General features: G+C 71.4%; 22 protein-coding genes. 10 read left to right on the top strand and 12 right to left on the bottom strand.

Annotated features, from left to right (window positions below):
• Positions 1-69: 69 nt before the first annotated feature.
• Entirely contained in the window at positions 70-429 is a 360-nt protein-coding gene (locus ACFC1T_RS09065) for a hypothetical protein (protein ID WP_375885507.1), read from the bottom strand.
• A gap of 1,903 nt (positions 430-2,332) precedes the next feature.
• Here ACFC1T_RS09065 and ACFC1T_RS09060 point away from each other — a divergent pair.
• From ACFC1T_RS09060 to ACFC1T_RS09045, 4 genes are all read left to right on the top strand, one after another.
• Positions 2,333-2,782 carry a WYL domain-containing protein gene (locus ACFC1T_RS09060; RefSeq protein WP_375885504.1) on the top strand — a complete coding sequence of 150 codons (450 nt, stop codon included), beginning with the start codon at positions 2,333-2,335 and terminating at the stop codon, positions 2,780-2,782.
• Positions 2,782-4,446 carry a hypothetical protein gene (locus tag ACFC1T_RS09055; protein WP_375885502.1) on the top strand — a complete coding sequence of 555 codons (1,665 nt, stop codon included), beginning with the start codon at positions 2,782-2,784 and terminating at the stop codon, positions 4,444-4,446. Before ACFC1T_RS09060 ends, ACFC1T_RS09055 begins: the two co-directional genes overlap by 1 nt.
• 71 nt (positions 4,447-4,517) lie before the next feature.
• A complete protein-coding gene (locus tag ACFC1T_RS09050; protein ID WP_375885499.1) occupies positions 4,518-4,817 on the top strand; it encodes a type II toxin-antitoxin system RelE/ParE family toxin in 300 nt (99 codons plus the stop codon).
• Positions 4,817-5,212, top strand: a complete 396-nt coding sequence (locus tag ACFC1T_RS09045) for a hypothetical protein (RefSeq protein WP_375885496.1) — start codon at positions 4,817-4,819, stop codon at positions 5,210-5,212. The genes ACFC1T_RS09050 and ACFC1T_RS09045 overlap by 1 nt, the downstream gene beginning before the upstream one ends.
• Before the next feature lie 78 nt (positions 5,213-5,290).
• Here the strand turns inward: ACFC1T_RS09045 and ACFC1T_RS09040 are convergent, their stop codons facing one another.
• On the bottom strand, positions 5,291-5,482 hold the full coding sequence (locus tag ACFC1T_RS09040; RefSeq protein ID WP_375885493.1) for a hypothetical protein: 192 nt from the start codon (positions 5,480-5,482) through the stop codon (positions 5,291-5,293).
• Between the two features lie 115 nt (positions 5,483-5,597).
• Positions 5,598-5,870, bottom strand: coding sequence for a hypothetical protein (locus ACFC1T_RS09035; RefSeq protein ID WP_375885491.1), 273 nt, complete (start codon positions 5,868-5,870; stop codon positions 5,598-5,600).
• A 939-nt stretch (positions 5,871-6,809) separates the two neighbouring features.
• On the opposite strand from ACFC1T_RS09035, the gene ACFC1T_RS09030 reads away from it, so the two are divergent.
• The 6 genes from ACFC1T_RS09030 to ACFC1T_RS09005 all read left to right on the top strand — a co-directional run bounded on the left by ACFC1T_RS09030 (position 6,810) and on the right by ACFC1T_RS09005 (position 9,612).
• Positions 6,810-7,511 carry a hypothetical protein gene (locus tag ACFC1T_RS09030; RefSeq protein WP_375885489.1) on the top strand — a complete coding sequence of 234 codons (702 nt, stop codon included), beginning with the start codon at positions 6,810-6,812 and terminating at the stop codon, positions 7,509-7,511.
• Positions 7,508-7,705, top strand: a complete 198-nt coding sequence (locus ACFC1T_RS09025) for a hypothetical protein (RefSeq protein WP_375885487.1) — start codon at positions 7,508-7,510, stop codon at positions 7,703-7,705. Before ACFC1T_RS09030 ends, ACFC1T_RS09025 begins: the two co-directional genes overlap by 4 nt.
• Positions 7,706-7,785: 80 nt before the next feature.
• Positions 7,786-8,103: a hypothetical protein gene (locus ACFC1T_RS09020; protein WP_375885484.1), complete on the top strand. Its 318-nt coding sequence runs from the start codon at positions 7,786-7,788 to the stop codon at positions 8,101-8,103.
• The gene (locus ACFC1T_RS09015; protein WP_375885482.1) at positions 8,100-8,828 is read left to right on the top strand and encodes a hypothetical protein; all 729 of its coding nucleotides are present in this window, start codon (positions 8,100-8,102) and stop codon (positions 8,826-8,828) included. Before ACFC1T_RS09020 ends, ACFC1T_RS09015 begins: the two co-directional genes overlap by 4 nt.
• On the top strand, positions 8,825-9,103 hold the full coding sequence (locus tag ACFC1T_RS09010; protein ID WP_375885480.1) for a hypothetical protein: 279 nt from the start codon (positions 8,825-8,827) through the stop codon (positions 9,101-9,103). Before ACFC1T_RS09015 ends, ACFC1T_RS09010 begins: the two co-directional genes overlap by 4 nt.
• The gene (locus ACFC1T_RS09005; protein ID WP_375885478.1) at positions 9,100-9,612 is read left to right on the top strand and encodes a hypothetical protein; all 513 of its coding nucleotides are present in this window, start codon (positions 9,100-9,102) and stop codon (positions 9,610-9,612) included. The genes ACFC1T_RS09010 and ACFC1T_RS09005 overlap by 4 nt, the downstream gene beginning before the upstream one ends.
• A gap of 76 nt (positions 9,613-9,688) precedes the next feature.
• Here the strand turns inward: ACFC1T_RS09005 and ACFC1T_RS09000 are convergent, their stop codons facing one another.
• The 9 genes from ACFC1T_RS09000 to galE all read right to left on the bottom strand — a co-directional run bounded on the left by ACFC1T_RS09000 (position 9,689) and on the right by galE (position 21,715).
• Positions 9,689-9,889, bottom strand: a complete 201-nt coding sequence (locus ACFC1T_RS09000) for a hypothetical protein (protein ID WP_375885475.1) — start codon at positions 9,887-9,889, stop codon at positions 9,689-9,691.
• Positions 9,890-10,069: 180 nt separating this feature from the next.
• On the bottom strand, positions 10,070-10,465 hold the full coding sequence (locus ACFC1T_RS08995) for a hypothetical protein (RefSeq protein ID WP_375885473.1): 396 nt from the start codon (positions 10,463-10,465) through the stop codon (positions 10,070-10,072).
• A gap of 886 nt (positions 10,466-11,351) precedes the next feature.
• Positions 11,352-12,326 (bottom strand): DnaB-like helicase C-terminal domain-containing protein, encoded by a 975-nt coding sequence (locus ACFC1T_RS08990; protein ID WP_375885471.1) that lies wholly within the window; start codon positions 12,324-12,326, stop codon positions 11,352-11,354.
• A gap of 2,147 nt (positions 12,327-14,473) precedes the next feature.
• Positions 14,474-15,250, bottom strand: a complete 777-nt coding sequence (locus tag ACFC1T_RS08985) for a DUF6042 family protein (RefSeq protein WP_375885469.1) — start codon at positions 15,248-15,250, stop codon at positions 14,474-14,476.
• Between the two features lie 114 nt (positions 15,251-15,364).
• Positions 15,365-16,636 (bottom strand): trypsin-like serine protease, encoded by a 1,272-nt coding sequence (locus tag ACFC1T_RS08980; protein WP_375885466.1) that lies wholly within the window; start codon positions 16,634-16,636, stop codon positions 15,365-15,367.
• A 125-nt stretch (positions 16,637-16,761) separates the two neighbouring features.
• Complete coding sequence (locus tag ACFC1T_RS08975) at positions 16,762-18,111, bottom strand: hypothetical protein (protein WP_375885463.1); 1,350 nt, start codon at positions 18,109-18,111, stop codon at positions 16,762-16,764.
• A 557-nt stretch (positions 18,112-18,668) separates the two neighbouring features.
• Positions 18,669-19,475 (bottom strand): class I SAM-dependent methyltransferase, encoded by an 807-nt coding sequence (locus tag ACFC1T_RS08970; RefSeq protein WP_375885460.1) that lies wholly within the window; start codon positions 19,473-19,475, stop codon positions 18,669-18,671.
• Entirely contained in the window at positions 19,472-20,629 is a 1,158-nt protein-coding gene (locus ACFC1T_RS08965) for an aminotransferase class I/II-fold pyridoxal phosphate-dependent enzyme (protein ID WP_375885458.1), read from the bottom strand. The genes ACFC1T_RS08970 and ACFC1T_RS08965 overlap by 4 nt, the downstream gene beginning before the upstream one ends.
• 66 nt (positions 20,630-20,695) lie before the next feature.
• Positions 20,696-21,715, bottom strand: coding sequence for a UDP-glucose 4-epimerase GalE (gene galE / locus ACFC1T_RS08960; RefSeq protein WP_375885456.1), 1,020 nt, complete (start codon positions 21,713-21,715; stop codon positions 20,696-20,698).
• Positions 21,716-21,718 lie beyond the last annotated feature (3 nt).

Here is a 21,718-nt window from a genome sequence, read left to right as displayed (position 1 = left end):
CACCTCCTGGCTGAACACGGAGGGGCCGGGCGCCGTTGCCGATGACAGTGTTCGACCTTGACAGCGGGATCACGTTAGCGCACCGGAGGGGTCGGCGTGCAACCCGGCGTTCACCGATTCGGCGCAGGGACGCAGGAGTTGGGGCAGCAGCATGGCGTAGCTGGTGGACGCGTGTTCGTTCGTCCAGGCGCGAGTGACACCGGGGTCGAGTCCGGGGAAGCGGTGGACCCGTTCGGCGTGGAGGACATCGAGGGCGATCGTGGCGTCGCCGCCGGCGCAGAGCGCCCAGCGGTCAAGTTCGTGGGCGAGGGCGCCGCTTCGGGGGTAGCGGACGGTGAGGTTGGCGACGGCCATGTGGGCCATGCGGGCGGCGATGGCGGCGCCTTCGGCACGGGTGTAGGAACCCCAGGGAGCGGGCTGGTCGGTCATGGGGCGACGGTAACGGAGCCGTCGCGCTGTGGGGTTGTAGTCGTCACGTGCTGGGTGTCGCAGGGCCCGGGTTGTCGGCACGTGCGGGCATCCGCGCCGGCCGGCCACGCGAGATGCCCGCACGGTGCGGGGAGTTCAGGCATGGCGGAGGGTGTCGGTGTGCCAGCCGTAGGGGGGATTCCCGCGCGGTGCGGGAGCGGCAGCCGGCCGGGCGCGGTCCGGTTCAGGGTAGGACCCCGGCACGCGGGGAGCGGGCCGGCGCGGCGCGCGAGCTGGATGGCTCTGCGTCCGAGTCTGTAGGGGGGATTCCCGCGCGGTGCGGACCCGGTGTCGGGTGGCTGGCCGCGCGGTGCGGCGCCGTGGATGCGGGTTGGTACGCCGGGCGTTGCTCGACGGCAGATGGCCGCTGCTGCGGCCTTGTTGGTACCGGTGGCGGCTTTGGCGAAGAGCCAGGGAGGATGCCGCGCGGTGCGGCCGGCGTCGCGGGCCGCGGGGCCGCCTGCCTGTCGTGCCTGCGATCTCGCACGTACGGGACGGGTGCGGTTGGCCGGAGGAACACCAGGTCGTGCCAGGTCCGATTCCCGCATCTGCGGGACGAGCAGCTGCCAGGGCTCTCCGTGGACGGATACCCGCGCCTGCGGGTTCGAGCATCGGAATCTCCACACCCCTCTTCGGGGGGTAGGTAGATCCCCGCGCCGTGCGGGACAAGATCGATAGGGCGGGTGCCCAGGGAGTAGTAGGTGACCGGATTCCCGCGCGTGCGGGTTCGAGGGAACGGTGGTGTGGCTTGACCGGATCGACCGCGACGGATTCCCGCGCGTGCGGGTTCGAGCCACGAATCAGCTTGTCGAAGGCGGTGGACAGGGCCAGATCCCCGCCATGCGGGTTCGAGAGCTCTACTTCCAGGAGCCGCTGACTTTCAGCGAGCAGATCCCGCGCGTGCGGGTTCGAGGCGGCCGTCGGTTGTGCAGGCGGTGCACCAGAGGGCAGATGCCCGCGCGTGCGGGTTCGAGCCCGGCTACCAGTTGGCGACGTACCCGCAGGCTGACAGATCCCGCGCATGCGGGTTCGAACGCAGAGTCGCCTCGTTGAGGTCGTCGTAGCCGGACAGATCCTCGCACATGCGGGTTCGAATCGGGATGGATCGTCAGTGCGGCCATCGAATGGGACGGATCCCCGCGCGTGCGGGTCAGAGCAGATGCGTGGTCCTGAGGACCGCGTTGATCAGGGAAGATCCCGCACGTGCGGGTTCGGGGAGCAGGGCCAGGACGACGCCTACCTGGCCGTGGGTAGATTTCCGCGCGTGCGGGTTCGAGAGCCCGTCGTCGCTGTCACGAGGGAAGAGCTTGGGCAGATCCCGCGCGTGCGGGTTCGAGTGCGTCTCACCGCGCTTCGCCCGGTCACCACCAGGCTGATCCCCGCGCGTGCGGGTTCGAGCCGGAGGGTGCCGCCGCCATGCGCATGCGCTTGGGCAGATTCCCGCGCGTGCGGGTTCGAGCGGACGACCGAAGTCACGAAAGGCCGCGTCGAGGGCAGATCCCCGCGCGTGCGGGTTCGAGACGTAGGAGCACAAGTGCAGCCTGGCCACGCGCGGCCGATCCCCGCGCGTGCGGGTTCGAGTCGAGCAGCAGTTGGACGCGGGCGCGCTCCGAGGGCCGATCCCCGCGCGTGCGGGTTCGAGGCTTCGCTAGCTGCGGTGTTCGTGGCGCTGGTGGACATTCTGGATGAGTTTCCGGGCTACGTGAACGGGGTCTGTGATTCGCGTCCTGATGGGTCGCCAGGTAGTGACCTCCACCCCTCCAGGCGATAGCTTTTACTCATCACTGGGCGCGGGGGATGGCCGTCCCCCGCACCCGTTCGAACACCTCACACACCGGGCTCATTCGGTACGGAAGGCGGCTCCATGATGCCCCATACGGCAGTCACCCCACGACGCTCCCAGATGGGCGAGAAGCGCCGTCTGGCCTTGCTGACAGTCGCGACGGAGAGGCAGCGACCCGTGACGATCACCTACCAGTGCTACAAGGACCGCCCCGAGATCGAGGTCCGCACGGTGGAGATCCACTCCGTCTCGCTGACCAAGGACGGCAACACGGTCCTGTCGGCGTACTGCCACGTCAGGGAGGACATGAGGACGTTCCGCTTGGACCGCATCCTCGCGCACCGCGTCAGCCGGCGCCGTTGGCGCGGCCCGCAGCCGCCCGTCACCGCGTACTTCTCGATGCGCCGCGCGAGGAACACGACCAGGATGGTCGACGCTCCCGCGCGACGCTTCACCGCGGAGAGCCTGCTCGCCGGCATCCGCGAGAAGATCGCCGCCGCCGCCGGCCGCCGTGTCCTGGTCGGGGCCTGATGGGCGCCCAGACGCGCCGCCGCCCGCTGCGCCGCCGGGGCTACCGCCCGGCGGCGCGGCCGGCGCCCCGGCCCACGAACCCGCTGGCCGTCTCGCCGACGCAGTACTCGCTGACCGCGAAGCTGCTGTGGGCGGAGCGCATGGCGCAGTCGGACCGGCTGCCGCGCGAGTACCGCCGCAACCCGGCGAACTGCTTCTGGTTGATCGAGTACGCGGCCGAGATCGGCTTGGAGCCGCTGGAGACGGCGTACTCGATCTACTGGATGGGCGACAAGCCGACCGCGTCGGCCAACCTGATCGCCGTGATGGTGCGCCGCGCCGGGCACCGGCTGGACACGCAGCTCGCGGACGACGGGCGTTCGGCGACGTCGACGCTCACGCGGGCCGACACCGGCCAGGTGTTCACCGTGCGGTGGGACTACGACAAGGCGCGGCAGGCCGGTCTGATCCAGGCGCTCGACCAGCAGGGCCGGCCGGTGGCGCGGGCGGGGAAGAACGACACCCCGACGAGCTGGATGAAGTTCCCCGGGGTGATGCTCCAGCACCGCACGATCACGGAGGTGGCGCGTCTGCACGCGCAGGACGCCCTGATCGGCGGCGTGCGGTACTCCCCGGAGGAGCTCGGCGCCCTGGTCGACGAGGACGGCATCCCCGTCTACGACAACGGCGGCGAGATCCAGTACGCGCAGATCGAGGCGCAGAAGCAGGCGGCGGAGGAGCCGCAGGCGGTGGTGGCGCAGCAGATCGCGGTGCGGGCGTCCCGGGTGCGGGATGTGAAGTCGCTCGGGGCGTTGTGGAACCAGGCGAGCCACCGGGCCCGGCAGGAGGATCCGTCTGCGCTGGACGACGAGGTGACGGTGCCGGGCTCGCAGGAGAAGGTGGCGCTGCGGGTGTTCCTGGAGCGGCGCGCTGCGGTGTTGAAGGCGGAGGCGGACAAGAAGGCGGAGGCGGGGCGGTCGCTGCTGGAGAAGGCTCAGCGGTCGTTGGCGCGCGAGGGTGGCGCTGCTGCGCCGGGGGCGGTGGCGTCCGGTCCCGGGGCGGCGACGTCCGAGTCGGATGCCGGTTGGCCGGCGCCGTCGCCGCGGGGGTGGGGGAACTCCAGTGCCTCCGACGATCCGTGGGCGCAGCCGTCTGGGCCGTCGCCGGCCGCGATGGCGGCGTGGTCGGGGGCGGTGGCGCTGGCCGCTGGTGAGGCGGCCGATCCGGAGACGGAGGCGGTGGCGACGACGCTGGCGATGCTGTGGGACGCCGTGGAGGAGGTCGGGCTGACGACGGACCAGGCGAAGGAGCGGTTCCAGCAGCAGTTCGGTGTCGAGTTGGTGGACGCGAAGATCAGTCAGCTCGGGGAGTTCGTCGACTCGCTGTTCGCGCAGGCCGAGGGGAAGGAGTCCGGTGCTGTCGGGGAGGGCGGCGGCGTGGCGGCCGTCGCGGACGGCGCGGGCGGGGAGGATCCGGCGCCGGACAGCGCGGAGTTCGCGGAGGTGCTGCGGGAGCTGTTCGACGCGGGCGAGGCGGCCGGCCTCGCGTACGAGGAGGCGTTGAGGGAGTTCTTCGACACCTACCGGCGGGCGCCGAAGAACGCCCCGGTGGGGCTGTTGCGGGCGCAGACGCAGCTGTGGCGTGAGCAGGCCGGTGGCGACACCGGGGCGAATCCGAGCGAATGAGCCCGTGAGCGGGCCGGGGAGCAGCACAGTGGAGAGGCTGTTCCCCGGCCCGTGGCGGGGAACCGGGAGGTGTGACGATCATGGTTTCGTTGGAGATCGACGGGTCGGTGCGGCGCAAGATCCGCAAGTTGCGGGCGAAGGACCCGCAGGCGATGGGGCGGGTGCAGGTGATTCTCGACAAGCTGAACCGGCAGCCGATCCCGGCGGGGGCGGTGAGGTGCCGGTGGAGTCGGCTGGGGGATGCGTTCCGGCTGCGGCAGGGGGACGTGCGGGTGTTGTTCATCCCGGGCCAGCACGGCGAGCCGACCCGGGTGACGGAGGTTGGATACCGTCGTGAGGCCTATCGGGAGGGTTCCGGAGGGAGGAACTGATGGTCGCGCGGGTGATCAAGTTGGCCACGTCGAGTGAGCAGACTCTCGGGATTCTGCGGCGGACGAGCTACCTGAACCGGCAGCAGCCGCTGATGGAGATCCCGCGGATGAAGATCGCGGATCGGCTCGGGGTGGATGTGCGGACGGTGGAGCGTGCTCTGGAGGAGCTGCAGAGCGTCGCGTTGATCACGTGGACGCGGTGTTCGTGGTCGGGGGCGTGTCCGTATCCGAGCGCGGATCACAAGCCGGACCGGATCGAGCTGGATTGGAACCAGGTCGGCGAGTACGACCGGCAGCAGGCGGTGGTGCGGATGGAGCAGGATGCGCGGCGCCGGGAGCGTGATCGTGAGCGCGACGAGCAGCGGCGCTCGGAAGGGGTGTCGGCGGCGGCGTGAGGGATGGCGGACGGGACGGCCGGTGGCCGTCCCGTTGGCGTTTGCGGGCCCGTCGTGGGCGGCGGTGGCGGGGTGCCGTCAGGTGTGTTCAGGGAAGGGGTCGTTGTCGACTTCGACGGCGAGGGAGCGCAGGCGGCCGGTGATGGTGGAGCGGCACACGAGGACTTCGGTGCCGCGGGCGCCGTTGTCGCGGGCGGCCTTGGCGAGGCGTTCGACCTGGTCGAGGGTGAGGCCGGCGCTCTTGGGGGCGGCCTTCTGCTCGTATCGCACTCGGTGCCTTCCCGGGGGTGGTGGGTGGCCGGGTGGCCGGCCGCGCTGGTAGGTGTACCACGGCGGTGCGCCCGAGGGACTGACGTGGCTGTGCGCGGGGTGTTGCCGCCTGGGGTCAGCTGTCGTCGCTGTTGCGGGGCCGGAAGGTGGGGGGGCTGTCGGGCGGGTAGCGGTATCCGGCCGGCGGGGCGGGCGGCGGTGGCGAGGGCGCGGCCGGCGCCGGGAGGGGTGACAGCGGGTGCCGGTTGGCGGCCTCGGCGTCGCGCAGGGCTCGCACGGCCGGGGCGAGCGGGACGACGATCCCGCGCACGACGAGGAAGACGAGGGCGAAGGCGACGAACGCGACACCGAGCGCCAGAGTCGAGATCGCGATGGCGAGTGTGTCCATATGACGAATCCTCGCAAGGACGCGGGACAGGAGCGGGATTGGTCGCGGTCGTCGCGGATTCGGTGTGGCGTCCGCGTATCTGGCACACTGTCGGTGATGCGCGAGACTCAGTGATTTCATTCCCGCAGCACATATAGCCCTGTCTTGGGGCTGTGGGCCTGCGGTGATCCCGGTACCCGCATGCGCGGGAATCAAGGCCCTTCTCCTTCTCCGTCCGGAGAGGGAGCGGGGCCTTCGTCTTGGGTTCCCGCGCCGGGCGGCCGCGCGGTGTGGCGGCGACGGGTGGGCGTGGGCCACAATGGGTGCGCCGCTTGTGATCACGACCTATTCCACATACGGACTCACTCGCGCGACCTTGGCGGCACCGTCCCCGCATGCGCGGGAACCCGGGCCCTGCCCGCTCTCCGCGAGGAGTGCGGGCAGGGCCTTTCACATGGCGGCCACCGCGTGTGCGGGGCCTGGCGGTTGGCGGGGACGGCGGCTTCGGGGCACATGGCAGATCCCGCGCGTGCGGGGGCGTGAAGAAGTCGACGAGGCCGACTGCTCGCAGCCAGGACCGATGCCCGCGCGTGCGGGGAGGTGTCCTCTGGTGCGAACAACAGCACCCTGGTGAGGGGAAGATCCCGCGCGTGCGGGAACGGGAAGGTCCACTGAACGACGTACTCGACCTGATCGAGGGACGATCCCGCAGTTGCGGGAGCGGCGAGGGGCGAACAGCGGCAATCCTGAGACCTCCGGTCCTGGAACCCCTCGCTGTCACTGTATCCGGGCAGGGTGAAGGCCACCTGGGTGGGGGTGCCCGCACCCCCACCCAGGGTGATAGCTTTTACTCAACATTGAAAGGTTGTGTGCGGGATGGCCGCCACCCCGTGTACAACTGACGGACCCGAGAGGCGAGAAGACGATGACCGAGCACAACGAGCACTTCCCGGAGACGAGATGAGCGCCACCGAGGCCGGCACGCCGCTGGAGGGCGCCCTCGTGGCCGACGACTCCCTGAGCGGCGACGTCGTCGACAGTCCCACCTCATGGTTCACGATCATGACGATCAAGGCCTTCCCCCGTAACCAGGCCATCGCTCCGAACAAGGACGGCAGCCTGCGGATCATGGGCAACGGCGCGTTCGTCACCACGATCGCGCCGCTCGTCCACGATCCGGGGACGCCCTCGGGGATCTACGCCGCCGTCAAGGCGACGGCATGGAGCAACCTGGTGAACTTCTATCCGGTCGTCGCCGAGATGGAGCCGGTGGTGACCATGTGGGCGGCATTCCCGAACGCCCCGATCGCGCCGGGCGTGGACCAGCCGCGGATCTGGTGGTGGCTGATCACCATCAACGTGACCATCCCCGAGGTCGAGGACCGTTTCTACCCCGGGACCGGCGCACGGATGGTCACGACGTCCTGGATCTTCGACCTCACGCTCGAAGGCACCGTGGAGGACGCCAGGTCCGCGCAGGCGATCTTCCAGCACGCCTACGACACGGCGCAGGCCGAGGTACTGGACCGCTACCCGCACGCCGCCGGCCAGCTACTGGTCACGCTGGCGTTCACCTTCGCCGAGGACATCCCCGTCAACGGCGACGACATCGACGGCCCGGAGCCCGAGGGCCACGGCACCGCAGGCAGGGAGATCGTATGAGCGGCGAGCAGATGCCGGCGGTGAACGCGTTCGCGGAGACCGCGGCGCTCTACCACCTGCTGGAGGGACGGCGCGAGGAGGTGCGGCGCATCATCGACGGCATGACGCCGTTCGAGCGCGGAGTCTTCCACGGAAAGCTGGCCGTCCTCGGGATCATGCTGGAGGCCTCGGACAGCTTCCCGGCCCGCAGCTGACGGCCCATCTCGTTGTGCGGCCGAAGGCGCTCCTGCGCCGCGCGGCCGGCCCCCGACCGATCAACCCCTTGGAGAAGCAGATGAACAGGATGGGCGCGTTGGAGACGGTGCGCGACGCGATCACCGCGGCGCACTCCGCGGCACCGGCACCGGAGTTCGCCGTCGACCCGGCGGGAGCGCTGCGGTACTTCGCCGAGCAGCAGGCGCTGCGGCTGGCCGCGGACTGCGTGGAGGAGTGGGGGCCGCTCTACACCGACCGCGGCAGCGTGGAAGCGCAGTTCGCCGCGCGGGCGATCGCGGAGTTCGTTCACCATCAGATCGTCACGATGCTCCAGGAGGTCGGCTCGCCGACCCTGGGGCCCGCCTGGGCGTACTACGAGCAGGGGGCACAGGCGTGAGCGCGATGGAGCTCGGCGAGGTCGTGACGGCCGAGCTGGAGAAGAGCACGTCGGTGTTCTCCCCGGCCGTGCAGGCGCTGCTGGCGGTGGCGCGTGCGACGTGCGAGGAGAAGAAGGACCAGGCGCTCTCCCCCTACGGGGCGCCGCTGCTGGAGTGCGCGCAGGCCCTGTTCCAGATGGTGCACGACCGGGTGTTCCTCAAGATCGTCCAGGACGAGGCGTGCACGCCGGCCGACATCGCCGTCATCGTGAAGGAGGCCGACCGGCTCGCGTACGCGGCCGGCCTCGACCTCGAGGTGTCGGCGCGCCTCGCGCACACCTGGCAGGGCGACGACGGGGCGTCGGCGCCGCTGGTGCTGCCGCCCGGCCTCGCGCAGCGGCTCGTGCAGACGCGGGACCTGTTCTCGATGCCGGTGTCGTACCTCCTCACGGCCGCCGTGGCGGCCCTGGAGGACGCGCAGGAGAAGGAGGCTCCCGGCAGCGACAAGGCCGCCGGGTGCGACCTGGCGGCGGCGATGTACGAGCGCGCGCGGGTCCTCGTGGACGGCTACTACCAGAGCAGCGGCGCGAAGACCGCGCCGTGGCGTGACGTGCTGCGCCTGGCGTCGCTGCTGCGGGGCGCGGACCGGGCCGCGGCCGAGGCCGGGGTGCCGCTGGCGGTGATGGCGCGGGTGGCGCACCTGCTGCCGAAGGACGCCGGGTTCGTCGGGATGGCACCGCGGTGAGCGCCACGAACGTGAATGCGGCGTGGGCCTGCGCGCTGGGGATGCTGCGGGCGCAGGCCGAGAACGACCCGGACCGCGTCGAGACGCTGGCGCAGGCCTTCGAGGCCGATCACGGGGTCGACGGGCTGCGCACCCTGGTGAAGGTGCAGTCGGCGCTGGCCGAGGGCATCACGCGGCCCTGCGCCGAGACGATGGGCATCACGGCGCTGGAGATCGTGGACGCCCTGCAGTTCGCCCAGCTCGTCGACCACCTGAACGCTGGGGAGGTGTCGTGATCGGCGACGCCTGGGCTCCGTTCGCGTTCATCGACGGGCTGCCGGACACGGTCGACGTGCACGCGTACATCGCGACGTACGACGAGGTTCCCGCGATCGTCTACGTGTACCGGCAGAACGTGGCGGTGCTCGACCGGGACACCGGCGCGCCGATCGGACGGCCGTTCCTGGAGGAGGAGATGGAGCTGGCGGGGATGGTCCGCCGGGAGGAGGCCGTCAAGCTGACGCAGCTGCCCGGGAAGTGGACGGCGACGCTGAGCGCGCCGGACCGGCTTCTGGTCAAGCGCGGCCCCGGGGAGAAGGACATCTTCTTCACGGGCACGCTGAACCTTCACGCCGGCGCGGCGTGGCTGGAGGCCGCGCGGCGGGTCCCGGCGATCCTGCACATCGCGACGGACTGCGGGAGCATCGAGGCGTTCACCGCGATGACCTTCGAGGAGGAGAAGGCGCGCACGTGGGTGCAGATCTGCCCGCTGCTGGTCGACGAGGACGTGCGGGCTCCCCGCTGACACGGTGGCTGCGGTGCGCGGTGGGGCGCCACGGGACTTGGTCCCGCGGCGCCCCACCGGCGTCTTCGGGCCAGGTTCAGAGCCGGTAGCCGAAGTCGCTCTCGCGCAGGCCCGGCGGCAGAGGGGGAACGTCACGCCGGCGCAGCCGCGCCCACTCCTGCGAGGCCGTGGACGGCCGGTTCGCCGGCCCGCGGAAGACGGTGCCGGCGGCGACGAGGCCCTGGTAGACCTCGGCGTATCCGAGACCCGTCCGGGCCATGATCTTGCGCGTCGACATGCCTTGGTCGTAGAGGGCCCTGAGCGCTTGCGGGCTCGTGTCCTTCGTGGCCGTTGTCGGCTGCTGGTGGGCTGGCGTCGTCACCTGACAATCCTGTCAGTCCACGGACGGCTTCCACCAGAAGTCTCTGCGGATTGGCATGTGCCATCACACAGCGGCCGGTCCCGGGTACCAGGGTTGTCAGCCGACGACGATCCGCTTGTTGTCGGTGGCGAGCGCTGCGCCGCCGCCGGCGCCGACGAGCTGGGCGGTGACGAGGAAGCCCTCACCGGGGGAGGACGGCGCCCCGAGGTGGGTCAGCGTCACGGTGGCGTCGTGCGCGTCGCCGTCGCACACGAGGCCGGAGGCCGATCCGGTGCTGGTGTCGCCGCCGCTGGGGCCGTCGTGGATCGCTTCGAACGTGGCGGTGGTGCCGGTGGTGTCGCAGGCGTAGGTGTAGGTGAGGTCGATGTCGCCGGCCGGGGTGGCGGTGCCGGTGCCGATCGTGATGGCCGTCGCCGCCCAGGACTGGGCGGGCGTCGCGATGGTGAGGGCGAGGGCCGCAGCGGCGGCAGCGGCGGTGAGGATCGTGCGCACGGGAGGACTCCTGCGGAAGCCGAAGAGCGGGGGCGCCTGGCCCGCGCGGGAGGGCTTCCACCCGCGCCGGCGGGGCGCCCCGTTGGGGTAGACACCCGTACCCGGCGCCGTGGTGCGCCACGCCGAGACAAGCCCAGTGGTCGGCGTGGTGAGGGGGCCTCCGGGGTGATTCCCGCGCGGTGCGGGCCCGGCGAGGTGGTGGCGGTGTTGCCGGCGCCCGGTTCCGAGAACGGGTGATGGCCGCGCGGTGCGGCCCCGGGGTGCGGCAGCCTCGGTGGAGAGGTCAGGACCAGGAGGACGATTCCCGCGCTGCGGGAACGCCAGGACAGCGTCCTGGCCTGATCCGTAGGTTCCGGACCGATTCCCGCGCTGCGGGCCGCGACGCGCGTCCCAGGACGGCAAGCAGCGTCGGCTGAGGGCAATCACCGCGGGGCGGTGACGGGGGCTCGTCTAGGGCGCGATTCTGGCACGAGCGGCGAAGCCGTGTCCCGGATTCTCCGGGGGTGGGGGCCCACAGGGCCCCCCCCCCCGGGCCCCCTGAAAGCCCGCCCGTTACCCCCCGCCCGGGGGCGACGGACTCCTCGGGCGCCTGGCGTCATGAGCCCGCGCGGACGGCGATCGCGCGCCTGCGCGTCGGCGGGTCGTCGAGGTGACGGTGGTCGAAGAACTGAGGACGATCCCGCGCCTGCGGGGCGGTGCACAGATGGTCCGGCCGCAACCGGGCTTGTGGGGCAGATCCCCGCGTCTGCGGGACGACGAGATGACAAGCGGCGCGTGACGCCGATCTATAACGAGGGATCCCCGCGCGTGCGGGGGGCGTGAGCTGGACCAGCAGGGCGAGCGAGGTGCCGGGCCGATCGCGCGCTGCGCCGTCCTCGTGCTCAACCTACGCGGACAGCCGCAGGTCACGGTGGCGGCCGTAGTGGAGCTCGTTGCGCAGGCTGATCGTGGCCGGGGGCGCCGCACGGCCCGTGACGGTGACCTCGGTGATCCCGGCGCGCGGCCCCTTCACCGGCGTGTGGGCGTCGTCGCGGTGCAGCATGAGGACCAGGTCCGCCGCGTCGGCCAGGTGCCCGTCGTCGCGCAGGTCGTGAACGGTCGGCGGCAGCGGCACCGGACGCGACGGACGCCGGCACTGGGCGACGACCACGACCGCCATGCTCAGCTCGACCGCCATGTTCTTGATGAGCGGCCCGTACAGCGCCGCTTCCGCCGGCGACACGGCGAGCCCCCACGAGTCGATGACGGCGAGCTTGATGTCGAAGCGCCTCTTGAGGGCTTCGGTGCGCTCGATGACCGACTCCATCACCGCGGTGGTCGCGTCGATGAACAGCGGCGCCTGGGTGAGGCTGCCGGCCGCCGCGGTCAGGCGCTGCGACTCCTCCTCGGCGACGGTCGCGGTACGGATCCGGTGCAGCGGGATGTCCGCCTCGGCGGCGAGGATGCAGTCCACCAGCTCGCGTTCGGTCTGCTCGTAGCTGTAGATGACGGCCGGAAGCCCCTCACGCACGGCGCAGGACCGGGCGATGTCACGGGCGAGCGTCGACTTCCCCACCCCGGAGTAGGAGCCGATGACGACCAGCTGGCCGGCCTGGATGCCGTTGGTCAGCAGATCGAGGTCCTGGAACCCGAACGGGATGCCGGTCGTCGTGGCGTTCGTGAGCCGGCGTGCCGCCAGATCGGTCAGCACCTCGATCGCCTCGGTGCCGGCGGGGATGGCGTGCTGGTACAGGTGCAGTTCGTCCTCGCTGTGGACGTGACCGCACCCGCACGCCGGCGCGCCGGGCTGCTCCTGGTCGGGGGCGGCGGTGTCGTTGGCCGGCTCGTCGGTCTGGTCCGGGCCGGGGACGGTCTCGCTCAACGCGGGCTCCTGAGGGGAAGGTGGGGGCGGATGCCCGCACGGTGCGGGCCGGCCACGCCGCGCGGTCGCGCCTGGTGCGGGCCGGGTGATCCCGCGCGGTGCGGGGCGTTCCTCCGCTACGCAGGTGGCGCAGGTACAGGCAGAGAAGATCCCGCGCTGCGGGCCGCGCGCTGCCGGGCTCGTTGGTGGTCCAGGCCCCGGTGAGATCCCGCGCGTGCGGGGGTGTTCCGTGCCCGTCGACGGCAGTATCCGCTTCGCGGGCCGATTCCCGCGGCGGCGGGCTCTCCCATGCCCCTTGGAGGGGGTACAGGTTGGTGTCGGAGCGATCGCGCGCCTGCGCGTCGGGACGACTGGCGCGGGCTCGCTCCGACAGCCCCGGACTGATGCCCGCGCCTGCGGGCCCCGCGTCGACACCACTGTCTGCGCGGACGTTCGTGTTGGCTCGATCCGCGCACCCGCGCGGCCATTTGCCCTGTGCGCCCTGCTCAGGCGGCCACCAGGCAGAGGACCGGTCCTCGCGCCTGCGAGTTCAAGTTCAAGGCGGCGACCGAGCTGATCTGCCGCACCGTCCGATACCCGCGCCTGCGGGTTCGCGCATAGTGCGCGGCCAAGAGGGGCGGAACGGCACCCCGATTCCCGCGCCTGCGGGTGCGAGAAGGGCTCACGCGGAACTGCCTTCTCCTGAGACGGGCCAATCCCGCGCCTGCGGATCCAGGGGGTGCTCAATGACAGGGTGTGTCACCGCGTTCCCAAGCCCGATCACCGCTTCCGCGGTTCGCGGGTCGTCCCCATTGTGCAGGGCGACCGCCACTCGATCTGAGCCTCGCACGTGCGAGTCCTGCAAGCCACGCTGCACAAGCGGGCGTCACGCCCGGCTCCATCCCGCCCTGCGGGTCCGCGAGATGGGTCACCGAAGCCAGCGACCGCTTCTGAGCCCGATCCCGCGCGTGCGGGTCGAAGATCGTGGGCTTCCGTCAGGGCGGAGCGACAGGAGTCCGATCCCGCGCGTGCGGGTCCACGGAGCCGGATGTCGTGGGCTTCGGCGACTCGGCGGTCCGATCCCGCGCATGCAGGCCCGGGTGCCGCTGCACCAACGCCGTTGGCGCAGCAGGAGTCCGATCCCCGCGCGTGCAGGTCAAGGGACGCGATCGAACGATGAGGTCGTCAAGCGTTGACCGATTCCCGCGCCTGCGGGTCCATGAGCCGCCCAACCTGCCGTCAGACAGTCCTGTACGACCGACCCCGCGCGTGCGGGTCCAAGAGCACACCATCGACCAGGTCGCCATCGCCATGGACGGCCGATTCCCGCGCGTGCGGGTTCAAGCCGTGGCCCGGCTGCGAACTGTACGACGTCGAGGTCCGATCCCCGCGCTGCGGGTCCAAGGACCGGCTGGCAGACGGCCCCGTAAGGGCGTAGGCCCGATCCCGCGCATGCGGGTCCAAGTCCACCCTCAGCTCCACTGGGTCGCCCGGGAAGGTCCGATCCCCGCGCTGCGGGTCCAGGTCGAGCATCCACACGATTGCCGTGAGGTCGACGGTCCGATCCCGCGCGTGCAGGTCTAAGTCACACGGTGTAGCCGGGCAGAGGTTTCTGCAGGTCGGATCCCCGCGCGTGCGGGCCTCAGGTGACGAAGCGGCGGATCTGGAGTCGGCCTGGGCGCGCCGGATACCCGCGCGTGCGGGTCTGAGGCCGTGGAAGCGGCCAAGGTGAAGTAGAGCAGGGTCGGATCCCCGCGCGTGCGGGACTAAGGCTATTCGCCGCCCACGATGGCCTCGGTAGTGGCCGGATCCCGCGCGTGCGGGTCTAAGGACGCCGAGACCGAACGGCTTTTCTGGGTCAACGTCGGATCCCCGCGCGTGCGGGTCCAAGCTTGGCGCACCCGACCGACCGTAGTCGGCACACGTCGGATCCCGCGCGTGCGGGTCTAAGGCGGTCGAGCACCCAGTCGACGCCGTGCTCGACGTGGGATCCCCGCGCGTGCGGGTCTATGGCCGCGTCGAGGAGGTAGACCCGGATCGGGACGGTCGGATTCCCGCGCGTGCGGGACTAAGCCTTTAGGGGCGCCGCACCGGGAGTGGCGTCTGGTCGGATCCCCGCGCGTGCGGGACTAAGGCTTCCTGACCAGCAACAGGCTATTCCTGTCGCGTCATTCGGCGTCGGTCAGATTCGTCGCGCGACGAATACCGATGCGGTTCTCGGAGAACAGTTCCCAGTCGCACATGATCCGAAAGACCCGGTGCGAGGGAATGCCGGTGATGTCGATGCTAGTCGTGAACTCGCTGCCGGTGCGCAGCAGCGAGAGGACTGTCTGTCGGGCCCATTCCGTGGTGGAGGGCTCCAGGTGACGGGCCAGGCGCTCCAGGCTCGTCGTGATCTCCGACAAGCACTTGTTCTCCGGATCGAACAGGGCGATCACGCGATTCGTTGACTGCTCGTACTGGCCCACTTCCTGGAGGTGGACGATCTTGGCCTTCTCGTCGGCCGGGACCGTGAAGGTCTCGTAGACGGCCGGCAGGGGGTCTGCGAGCGTCAGCCTGGGGCTGCCTTCTTCGTGGTCCACCTCGTGGATGATGCCGGCCGAGATGAGCAGGTTCAGTAGTTCGGTCCAGGTGGTCACCGGAGCAAGCCTGTTGGCGTCCAGGAGCTCGGTGAACGCCTGGTTGCGGTCTTCCTCGTCGGCGCGCTGGTCTTCGGGGAGGTCGAGCGGATCGGTGAGGCACGACGACTCCCAGCCTCCCGACACCTCCACGATCACCAGTTCCTCGCGGCGCGGCGCGGCGATGCCGCAGCCCAGGATGTCGGAGAGGAGCAGCGCGGTGCTCGACGGGCCGAACCGGCCCCAGCCGCCCTCCCAGATCCGGGGGGCCTGGGCGCGCAGATTGTCGTCGGACCAGTCGGTCATCGGAGTGGTGGTCAGCGGCACTGCTGGCTCCCTTCACGGGCGTCCGCCGTTCCTGGCGGACGGGGAGTTCTGATTGTCGGGCACCACGTCGTTCAGAGTCGGCGAGTGCTGCTCCGTGTCCGGGGCGGACGGACGTCAGGACATGGAGAAGTTCAGCTGGCTGACGATCTGTCCCATGGGGACGTAGACGACGCGGGAGAAGCAGGTCGAGCTGTCCCAGGCGGTGGATCCGGCGGGGCACGTCATGGTGTCGGCCCCACCGATGATGACGCCTCGGGCTTCCATGGCGTTGTCGGGTCCCTGGGGGTTGGCGACTACGGGGCCGCCGCTGTCGCCCTTGGCGACGGCCACGCGGCGTTCGCCGCCGGCCGGTGCGGCGAAGTCGACGGGCTTGACGTGCTCGCCGTCCTCGTTGGTGGTCTCCTTGTCGACGTCGGTGATGCGCAGGTTGTCGTGCCATCCGCTCATCGCGCCGCTGGTGAAGACGATGTCCCCGGCGTTGTTTCGGCCGGGTCCGTAGAAGCGGCGCGAGGATCCCGATCCATCGGACCACGTGCTGTCGTAGAGGCGGGCGTCGCCCTGGCCGGCGCCGGTTCCGATCATGGCGATGTCGATGCCGGACCCCGTGTAGTCGAGGGTGCCGAGGTAGTCGCCGTTGCCGGTGTAGTACTTGCCGTTGCCGCAGTGGGCCGCGGTGAGGACGACGCGGGCGTGGTCGCGGAACCCGCTGAACGCGGTGGAGCAGAACGACGGCTTCGGGGAGCGCAGTTCGGCGCCCGCGTAGTACGGGGAGTGGTCCGCGGACCTGCGGCCGGAGGTGTTCACGATCGCGCCGCCGGGGGTCGCGGTGACGGGGATCCCGGCGATCTCCTCGGCCCAGCGCTCGTAGGAGCCGGGGGTGGGGGTGGCGCGGACGGCGCGGGCGGCCTCGGTCTGGTCGTAGGTGACGGAGATGCCGGTGCCGTCCTCCTTGGGGCCGACGGAGTTCCAGGTTCCCGCCGGTGCCTTTGCCGTGAACACGTCGATCGAGTGGCGGATTTCCGCGCGCGAGTACGGTGCCGGGAGCTGGCGCACCCTCAGTCCCGGCGTGGAGTTCGCGCTGATCAGCTCCTGGGCGTGGGCCGGCACCTCGCCCTTCCACCACATGTCGGCCCGCAGGTTCGGGGCGTCGATGTAGGTCCCCGCGTAGCCCTGTGCCTCGGGCGCGCCGGATTCCACCCAGTCCTGCACCGGGTCCGTCATGCGGTGGAGCTTCTGCTGCGCGGCCGGGTCGATCGGCAGGTCCATTCGCTGGCTGGCGACCGGCTTCTCGTCGGACACGGCCTCGGCGGCCAGGTCCCCGACGAGCAGGGCCGCCGTCGCGGTGATGGCGACGGACATCACCAGGGCGATACGTGAGCGCCGCACGGCGCCTCCCTCCACTGGGCTGTGATCACGATCAGGTCACAGCGTAGGGACCGGGCCCGGAACGGGTCGACGCCGCGCAGGCGCGAGCCCCGCACCAGGGGGCGCGCCGCCCGTCCCGCACGCTCTCACCCACCGTCCACATGGTCGGGCACGAACCCGGCAGCAGCGAACGCCTCCGCCACCGATTCGAGTTCCGCACGGCAGTCCCAGCACAGGCCGTCCGCCGGAGGCGCCCCGTAGCCGGGAATACCGCACTGGCCGTCGCGGCCCGCACACCGCCACCGCGACACACCACCCTCCACCCCGGCCGGCCGCGGCGCCGGGACACCGTCCGCACGCCGGTCACGCCTGCGCTCCGCGCACGCGCGGCACGCGACCTCGAGGTCGATGTTCGTGCCGTCCTCGCACCGGGGGTCACCGCAGCCGTCCCGGGTCGCGCGCACCAGGTTCACGGCGATCCCGACACCGGCACGCAGCTCCTCGCCGGCGAACCGCTTCTCGTCGTACCCGAAGGCCAACCAGCGGCGTCGCACGCGCTCGGCGAGCTGGGCGCTGCTGCGCTCCCGAAGCTCCGCCACGATCGCATCCCGCAGAACAGGCACCCGCTCAGGGGCCTTCGGCAGTGGGTGGTTGACCACGGACGCGTCGTACAGCGGCGCGGGCAGCGCGGCGACGACCTCGCGCAGGCCGGCCGCCACTGCGGCAGACAACCGCTTGCCAGGCTGCTTCGTCGTTGCGGGCGCGCCGCTCGCGGCGCCGCTCGCACGCCGCGGCGCCCTACTACCTGTAGGTGAGGCACTGCGTGCGCCACGGGCGCTCGCGCGCGAAGCGCGCTCTTCTTCTCGATCTTCTTGGTGTGGTTCCCCTTGGTTTAGTTCTGCGGTGGGCGATTCCCCACCCCGCGCGGTGGGTTCTGGCCCCCCGTGCGCGGTGGGATTTTCCCCCCGCCCCGTGGTGGGGAAAATCCCACCACCGGGCTGACCTGCGGAAATGTCTGCATTATGGACCGCTGTATCGGGGGTGTCAGGGTTGAGGGCAGCGCGAGTTCGGCCTTCGACGGGCTGCGCGCGGACCTCGGGGTTGCGCTCGTAGAAGTCGCTCAGCGAGCGGTATCCGCTGTGGCCGGCGGGGGGATTGAACGCGACCCGGTACCGGTAGGCACGGCGCATGCCGCCCGCGTACCGGTGCTCGGTGGTGGTGACGGCGCCGACGCGGTTCAGCTCCTCGTCGTAGCGCTTCACGTCGCGGTAGTCCTTGAGCTGGAGCCACTTCGCGATCGCCTTGCGTGAGGGGCAGGCGATCCGGCGCCCGGGGGCACGCTGCTGGATGTGCTCGGCGAGGAAGACGTACATGCGGACGGCCTGCGCGGTGAGCGCGGGGTGGCTGGAGATCCACACCGGCACCGGCGTGTAGTACGTCGGCCAGTCGTCGGCGGCTTCCAGCTCGTCGCCGTCCTCGTCCCAGGGGGTGCTCACCTGGCGCCCACCGATCGGGTGCGGGTGATGGACGACACACCGCAGGGCTGGCAGGGGACAACGAAGGCGCGTACGCTGATGCGCAACGTAGCCTCCCTTCTCGGTCTCGACGAGTAGGAAGCACAGAAGCCCTCGCATCCCGCGGGGGTTCTTCTGTTTCTGCGCCCGAGAGCCAGTCACGTCTGGGTCGGGCGTCGCACCAGCACCCGCATGTGGCCCGGGGGAATGAGCTGGTACTTCACGGCCCCGGCCGGTATCCGGCAACGCAAAACCGGTAGAGCGGTCGGTCCGTGGGTGAGCGCGTCGGCTCCTCCCGTCCTGTGACCCTGGGTTGGGCAGGGGTGGGGCTTGCCTTGGCGCTGGAATGGATCATAGGCCCTGAGAGGGCCGAAAGGCCCTTGAACGCCGCGTGGCGCTTTCGGAGCTTCCCGGATACCCGCACGTGCTGAAAAGCCGTCAGAAAGGCCGCCAGGGGCCTTCATGGGGCCGTTGGGGTCACGGGTCAGCGCGACGTGTTCCGGAGCGAACACGCCGCGCTTTCTCGCCGTCCTGGTCGGTCAGCGCGTGGCGGTGACGACGACGTAGCCCTTGGGGTCGTCCCAGGTGCGGTTCTTGTTGTCGGTGAACCAGCGCTGCGCGCGGACGAGGATCTCGTCGCGGATCTGTCCGGCGGCCGGGTGGTCGGGGCCGATGCCGACGAAGGACAGCAGGGCGCGGGCGTACGTGGCGAGGGGGCCGGGGCCGGGCAGGACGAGCGCGTTGTCGTAGCGGACGGTGCTGGCGTTGCCGAAGACGTCCTCGACCATGGCCGGCAGGTTGTCGCTGTTGACGGCGTTGGCCGGCGCCGCCGTGGGGGTGATGCCGGCCTCCTGGAGGATCGCGCGCAGGAGGTTCTGGGTGTGGGGGGCGACCGCGGCGTGGTTGACGGTGGCGGCGAACGTGCCGCCGGCGCGCAGGACGCGGTGGGCTTCGAAGAGACCGAGGCCGGGGTCGGGCAGGTGGTACAGCATGTGCCGGGCGCAGGCGATGGCGAAGGCGCCGTCGCCGAAGGGCAGTTGCTCGGCGGATGCCTGGATGGCCTCGACACGGCCGGTACGGGCGGCGCTGACGGCGGCGGTGCTGGTGTCGATGCCGACGAGGCGCCCGCGGTGGCGGGGCACCAGGGCGTGGAGGAAGCCGCCGGGGCCGCAGCCGATGTCGAGGAGGTCTCCGTCGCCGGGCAGCTGCAGGGCGTCGCGGACGGCGCCTTCGGGGTCGTCGGGGGTGCGGCTGTAGAGGCGGTGGGTCGCCAGGCGCGCCTGGTAGGCGTTGAGGTCGGTGTACTCGGCGGCGACGGCGTCGGTGAGGTCGGGGCCGGTGGTCATCGGGTGGTGGTCCGTTCCGGGCGGCCCAGGGCGGCGGTGAGGCGGCGCAGGGCTTCGGCGAAGAGGTTGGGGGTGGTGGCGAAGGTGAGGCGGGCGTGGGTGCGGGGGGCGCCGTAGGTGGTGCCGGGTTCGAGGAGGAGGCCGTGGTCGGCGAGGGCGGCGGCGGCCGGCCGGGCGCCGAAGGTGGTGCCGAAGTCGAGCCAGGCGAAGTACGTCGCCTCGCCTGGCCGGTAGGTGACCTGGCCACGGTGGGGTTCCAGGGCGGCCGCGAGGGCGGCCTGACGCTCGCGCAGCCGGGCGAGGACGCCGGTAAGCCACGGGCTGTCGGTGGCGTAGGCGGCGGCCAGGGCGGCCTGCTGGATGGCGCGGGCGGCGGGGAGGTTGGAGCCGAAGCGGTGGCGCAGGTCGTCGATGGCGCCGGTGTCGGGGGTCCACAGGACCGCGCCGCCGATGGCGGCGAGGTTGTGGCTCTTGGTGGCGGCGTCGAGGGTGAGGGTGCGCCGGGCGGTGTCGGGGCCGAGGGTGGCGATGGGGATGTGGCAGCGCGCGGGGTCGAGGATGACGCGGCTGTGGACTTCGTCGGACAGGATCCGCAGGTCGTGTGCGCGGGCGGTCTCGGCGATCGCGGTGAGCTCGGCGTGGGTGAGCATGCGGCCGGTCGGGTTGTGCGGGTTGGCGAGGAGGAAGGCGCGGGTGCGGGGGGTGACCAGGGTTTCGAGTCCGGCGCGGGTGAGCGCTGGCCGGGCGGCGGCGTTGAGGGGGACGGGGACCGGGGTGGCGCCGGTGCGGGCGATGGCGTCGGGCAGCGGCGGGTAGGACGGGGCGAGGTAGAGCGCTTCGTCTCCGGGCCGCAGCCAGTGGGTGAGGACGACGCCGATGGTGGCGAGGGTGCCGGAGGTGAGGAGGATGTTCTCGCGGGCGACGGCCGCACCGTAGCGGCTGCGGTAGTGGCCGGCGATCGTGTCGGCGATGCCGCTGGTGGTGTAGGGCGGCGGGTAGACGAGGGGATGGGCGAGGCGCTGCTGGAGGGCGTGGAGGACGGCGGGGTCGGTGGTCTCGTCCATGTCGGCGCTGGTGAGGGGGATGACGTCCGGGGGGAGGCCGGTCCAGCGGTCGGAGTAGGGGTTGGTGCTCGGCGCCCAGGTGGTGGTCACGTCTCTCCGGGAGGGTTGAGGGGCGGGCGGGGCCGGCCGCGGTGGCCGGCCCCACCCGCCGGGTGGTCAGCTGGCGGCGTTGGCGGTGGCGACGGCGGTCCACCCGGCGCGCCAGGTCATGGCGTCGCGGATGCCGTCCGCGATGGTGTGCTCGGCCTGCCAGCCCAGTTCGGTGCGGGCGCGCTCGCTGGCGGTGTAGCAGCCGATGACGTCGCCGGGCCGGGGCCCGGCTTCGCGGACCTCGATCGGGCCGACCGTGTCGCGGAACGCGGTGACGAGTTCGCGCACCGTGGTGCCGGCGCCGGTGCCGATGTTGATGACCCGGTAGCGGTCCTCGGCGCCGGGCGCGATCGCCTCGTCGAAGCGCGTCAGCGCGGCGACGTGGGCCTTCGCGAGGTCCCAGACATGGATGTAGTCGCGGATGCCGGAGCCGTCGCGGGTGTCCCAGTCGGTGCCCGTGATGGTGAACGGCTCGCCGCTCTCGTAGGCCTCGATCAGCTTGCCGAGTGCGTGGGTGGGCCGCAGGTCCTGGAGGCCGGTGCGCATCCGCGGGTCGGCGCCGATGGGATTGAAGTACCGCAGTGCGATGACGCGCTGCTTGTCCGCGCCGTCGCCGCGGGTCCAGTCCTGGAGGACCTGCTCCATCATCTGCTTCGTCCGGGCGTAGGGGCTGCTGGCGTCGACGGGGCTGGTCTCGTCGACGCGGGCGCCGGGCGCCGGCGCGTAGATGGAGGCGGAGGAGGAGAAGACCACCCGGGTACAGCCGTTGCGCTGGAGGGACTCCAGCAGCTCGATGGTCTTGCCGACGTTCTCCCGGTAGTAGTGCAGCGGTTCGGCGACGGACTCGGGGACGACGATCTTCGCGGCGCAGTGCACGGTGGCGTGGATGCCGGGGTGCTCGGCGAAGATGCGGTCGACCAGCGGGTGGTCGGCGATGTCGCCGTGGTAGAAGGTGCGGCCGTGCAGGAACTCGCGGCGCCCCTTCGACAGGTCGTCGAGGATGATCGGCTCGTGGCCTTCGTCTTCGAGGGCGGAGGCGACGGTGGAGCCGATGTATCCGGCGCCGCCGGTGATCAGGACCTTCATGGG

Source organism: Kitasatospora sp. NPDC056076 (assembly GCF_042266305.1).
Classification (GTDB): domain Bacteria; phylum Actinomycetota; class Actinomycetes; order Streptomycetales; family Streptomycetaceae; genus Kitasatospora.
Note: the sequence above shows the minus strand (reverse complement) of the source record. Positions and strands in the feature narration are given on the sequence as shown.

Excerpts from the sequence above, each read along its gene's own strand:
- ACFC1T_RS09065 (WP_375885507.1), bottom strand. The coding sequence starts at position 429 with ATGACCGACCAGCCCGCTCCCTGGGGTTCCTACACCCGTGCCGAAGGC.
- ACFC1T_RS09060 (WP_375885504.1), top strand. The coding sequence starts at position 2,333 with ATGATGCCCCATACGGCAGTCACCCCACGACGCTCCCAGATGGGCGAG.
- ACFC1T_RS09055 (WP_375885502.1), top strand. The coding sequence starts at position 2,782 with ATGGGCGCCCAGACGCGCCGCCGCCCGCTGCGCCGCCGGGGCTACCGC.
- ACFC1T_RS09045 (WP_375885496.1), top strand. The coding sequence starts at position 4,817 with ATGGTCGCGCGGGTGATCAAGTTGGCCACGTCGAGTGAGCAGACTCTC.
- ACFC1T_RS09035 (WP_375885491.1), bottom strand. The coding sequence starts at position 5,870 with ATGGACACACTCGCCATCGCGATCTCGACTCTGGCGCTCGGTGTCGCG.
- ACFC1T_RS09030 (WP_375885489.1), top strand. The coding sequence starts at position 6,810 with ATGAGCGCCACCGAGGCCGGCACGCCGCTGGAGGGCGCCCTCGTGGCC.
- ACFC1T_RS09025 (WP_375885487.1), top strand. The coding sequence starts at position 7,508 with ATGAGCGGCGAGCAGATGCCGGCGGTGAACGCGTTCGCGGAGACCGCG.
- ACFC1T_RS09020 (WP_375885484.1), top strand. The coding sequence starts at position 7,786 with ATGAACAGGATGGGCGCGTTGGAGACGGTGCGCGACGCGATCACCGCG.
- ACFC1T_RS09000 (WP_375885475.1), bottom strand. The coding sequence starts at position 9,889 with ATGTCGACGCGCAAGATCATGGCCCGGACGGGTCTCGGATACGCCGAG.
- ACFC1T_RS08970 (WP_375885460.1), bottom strand. The coding sequence starts at position 19,475 with ATGACCACCGGCCCCGACCTCACCGACGCCGTCGCCGCCGAGTACACC.
- galE (WP_375885456.1), bottom strand. The coding sequence starts at position 21,715 with ATGAAGGTCCTGATCACCGGCGGCGCCGGATACATCGGCTCCACCGTC.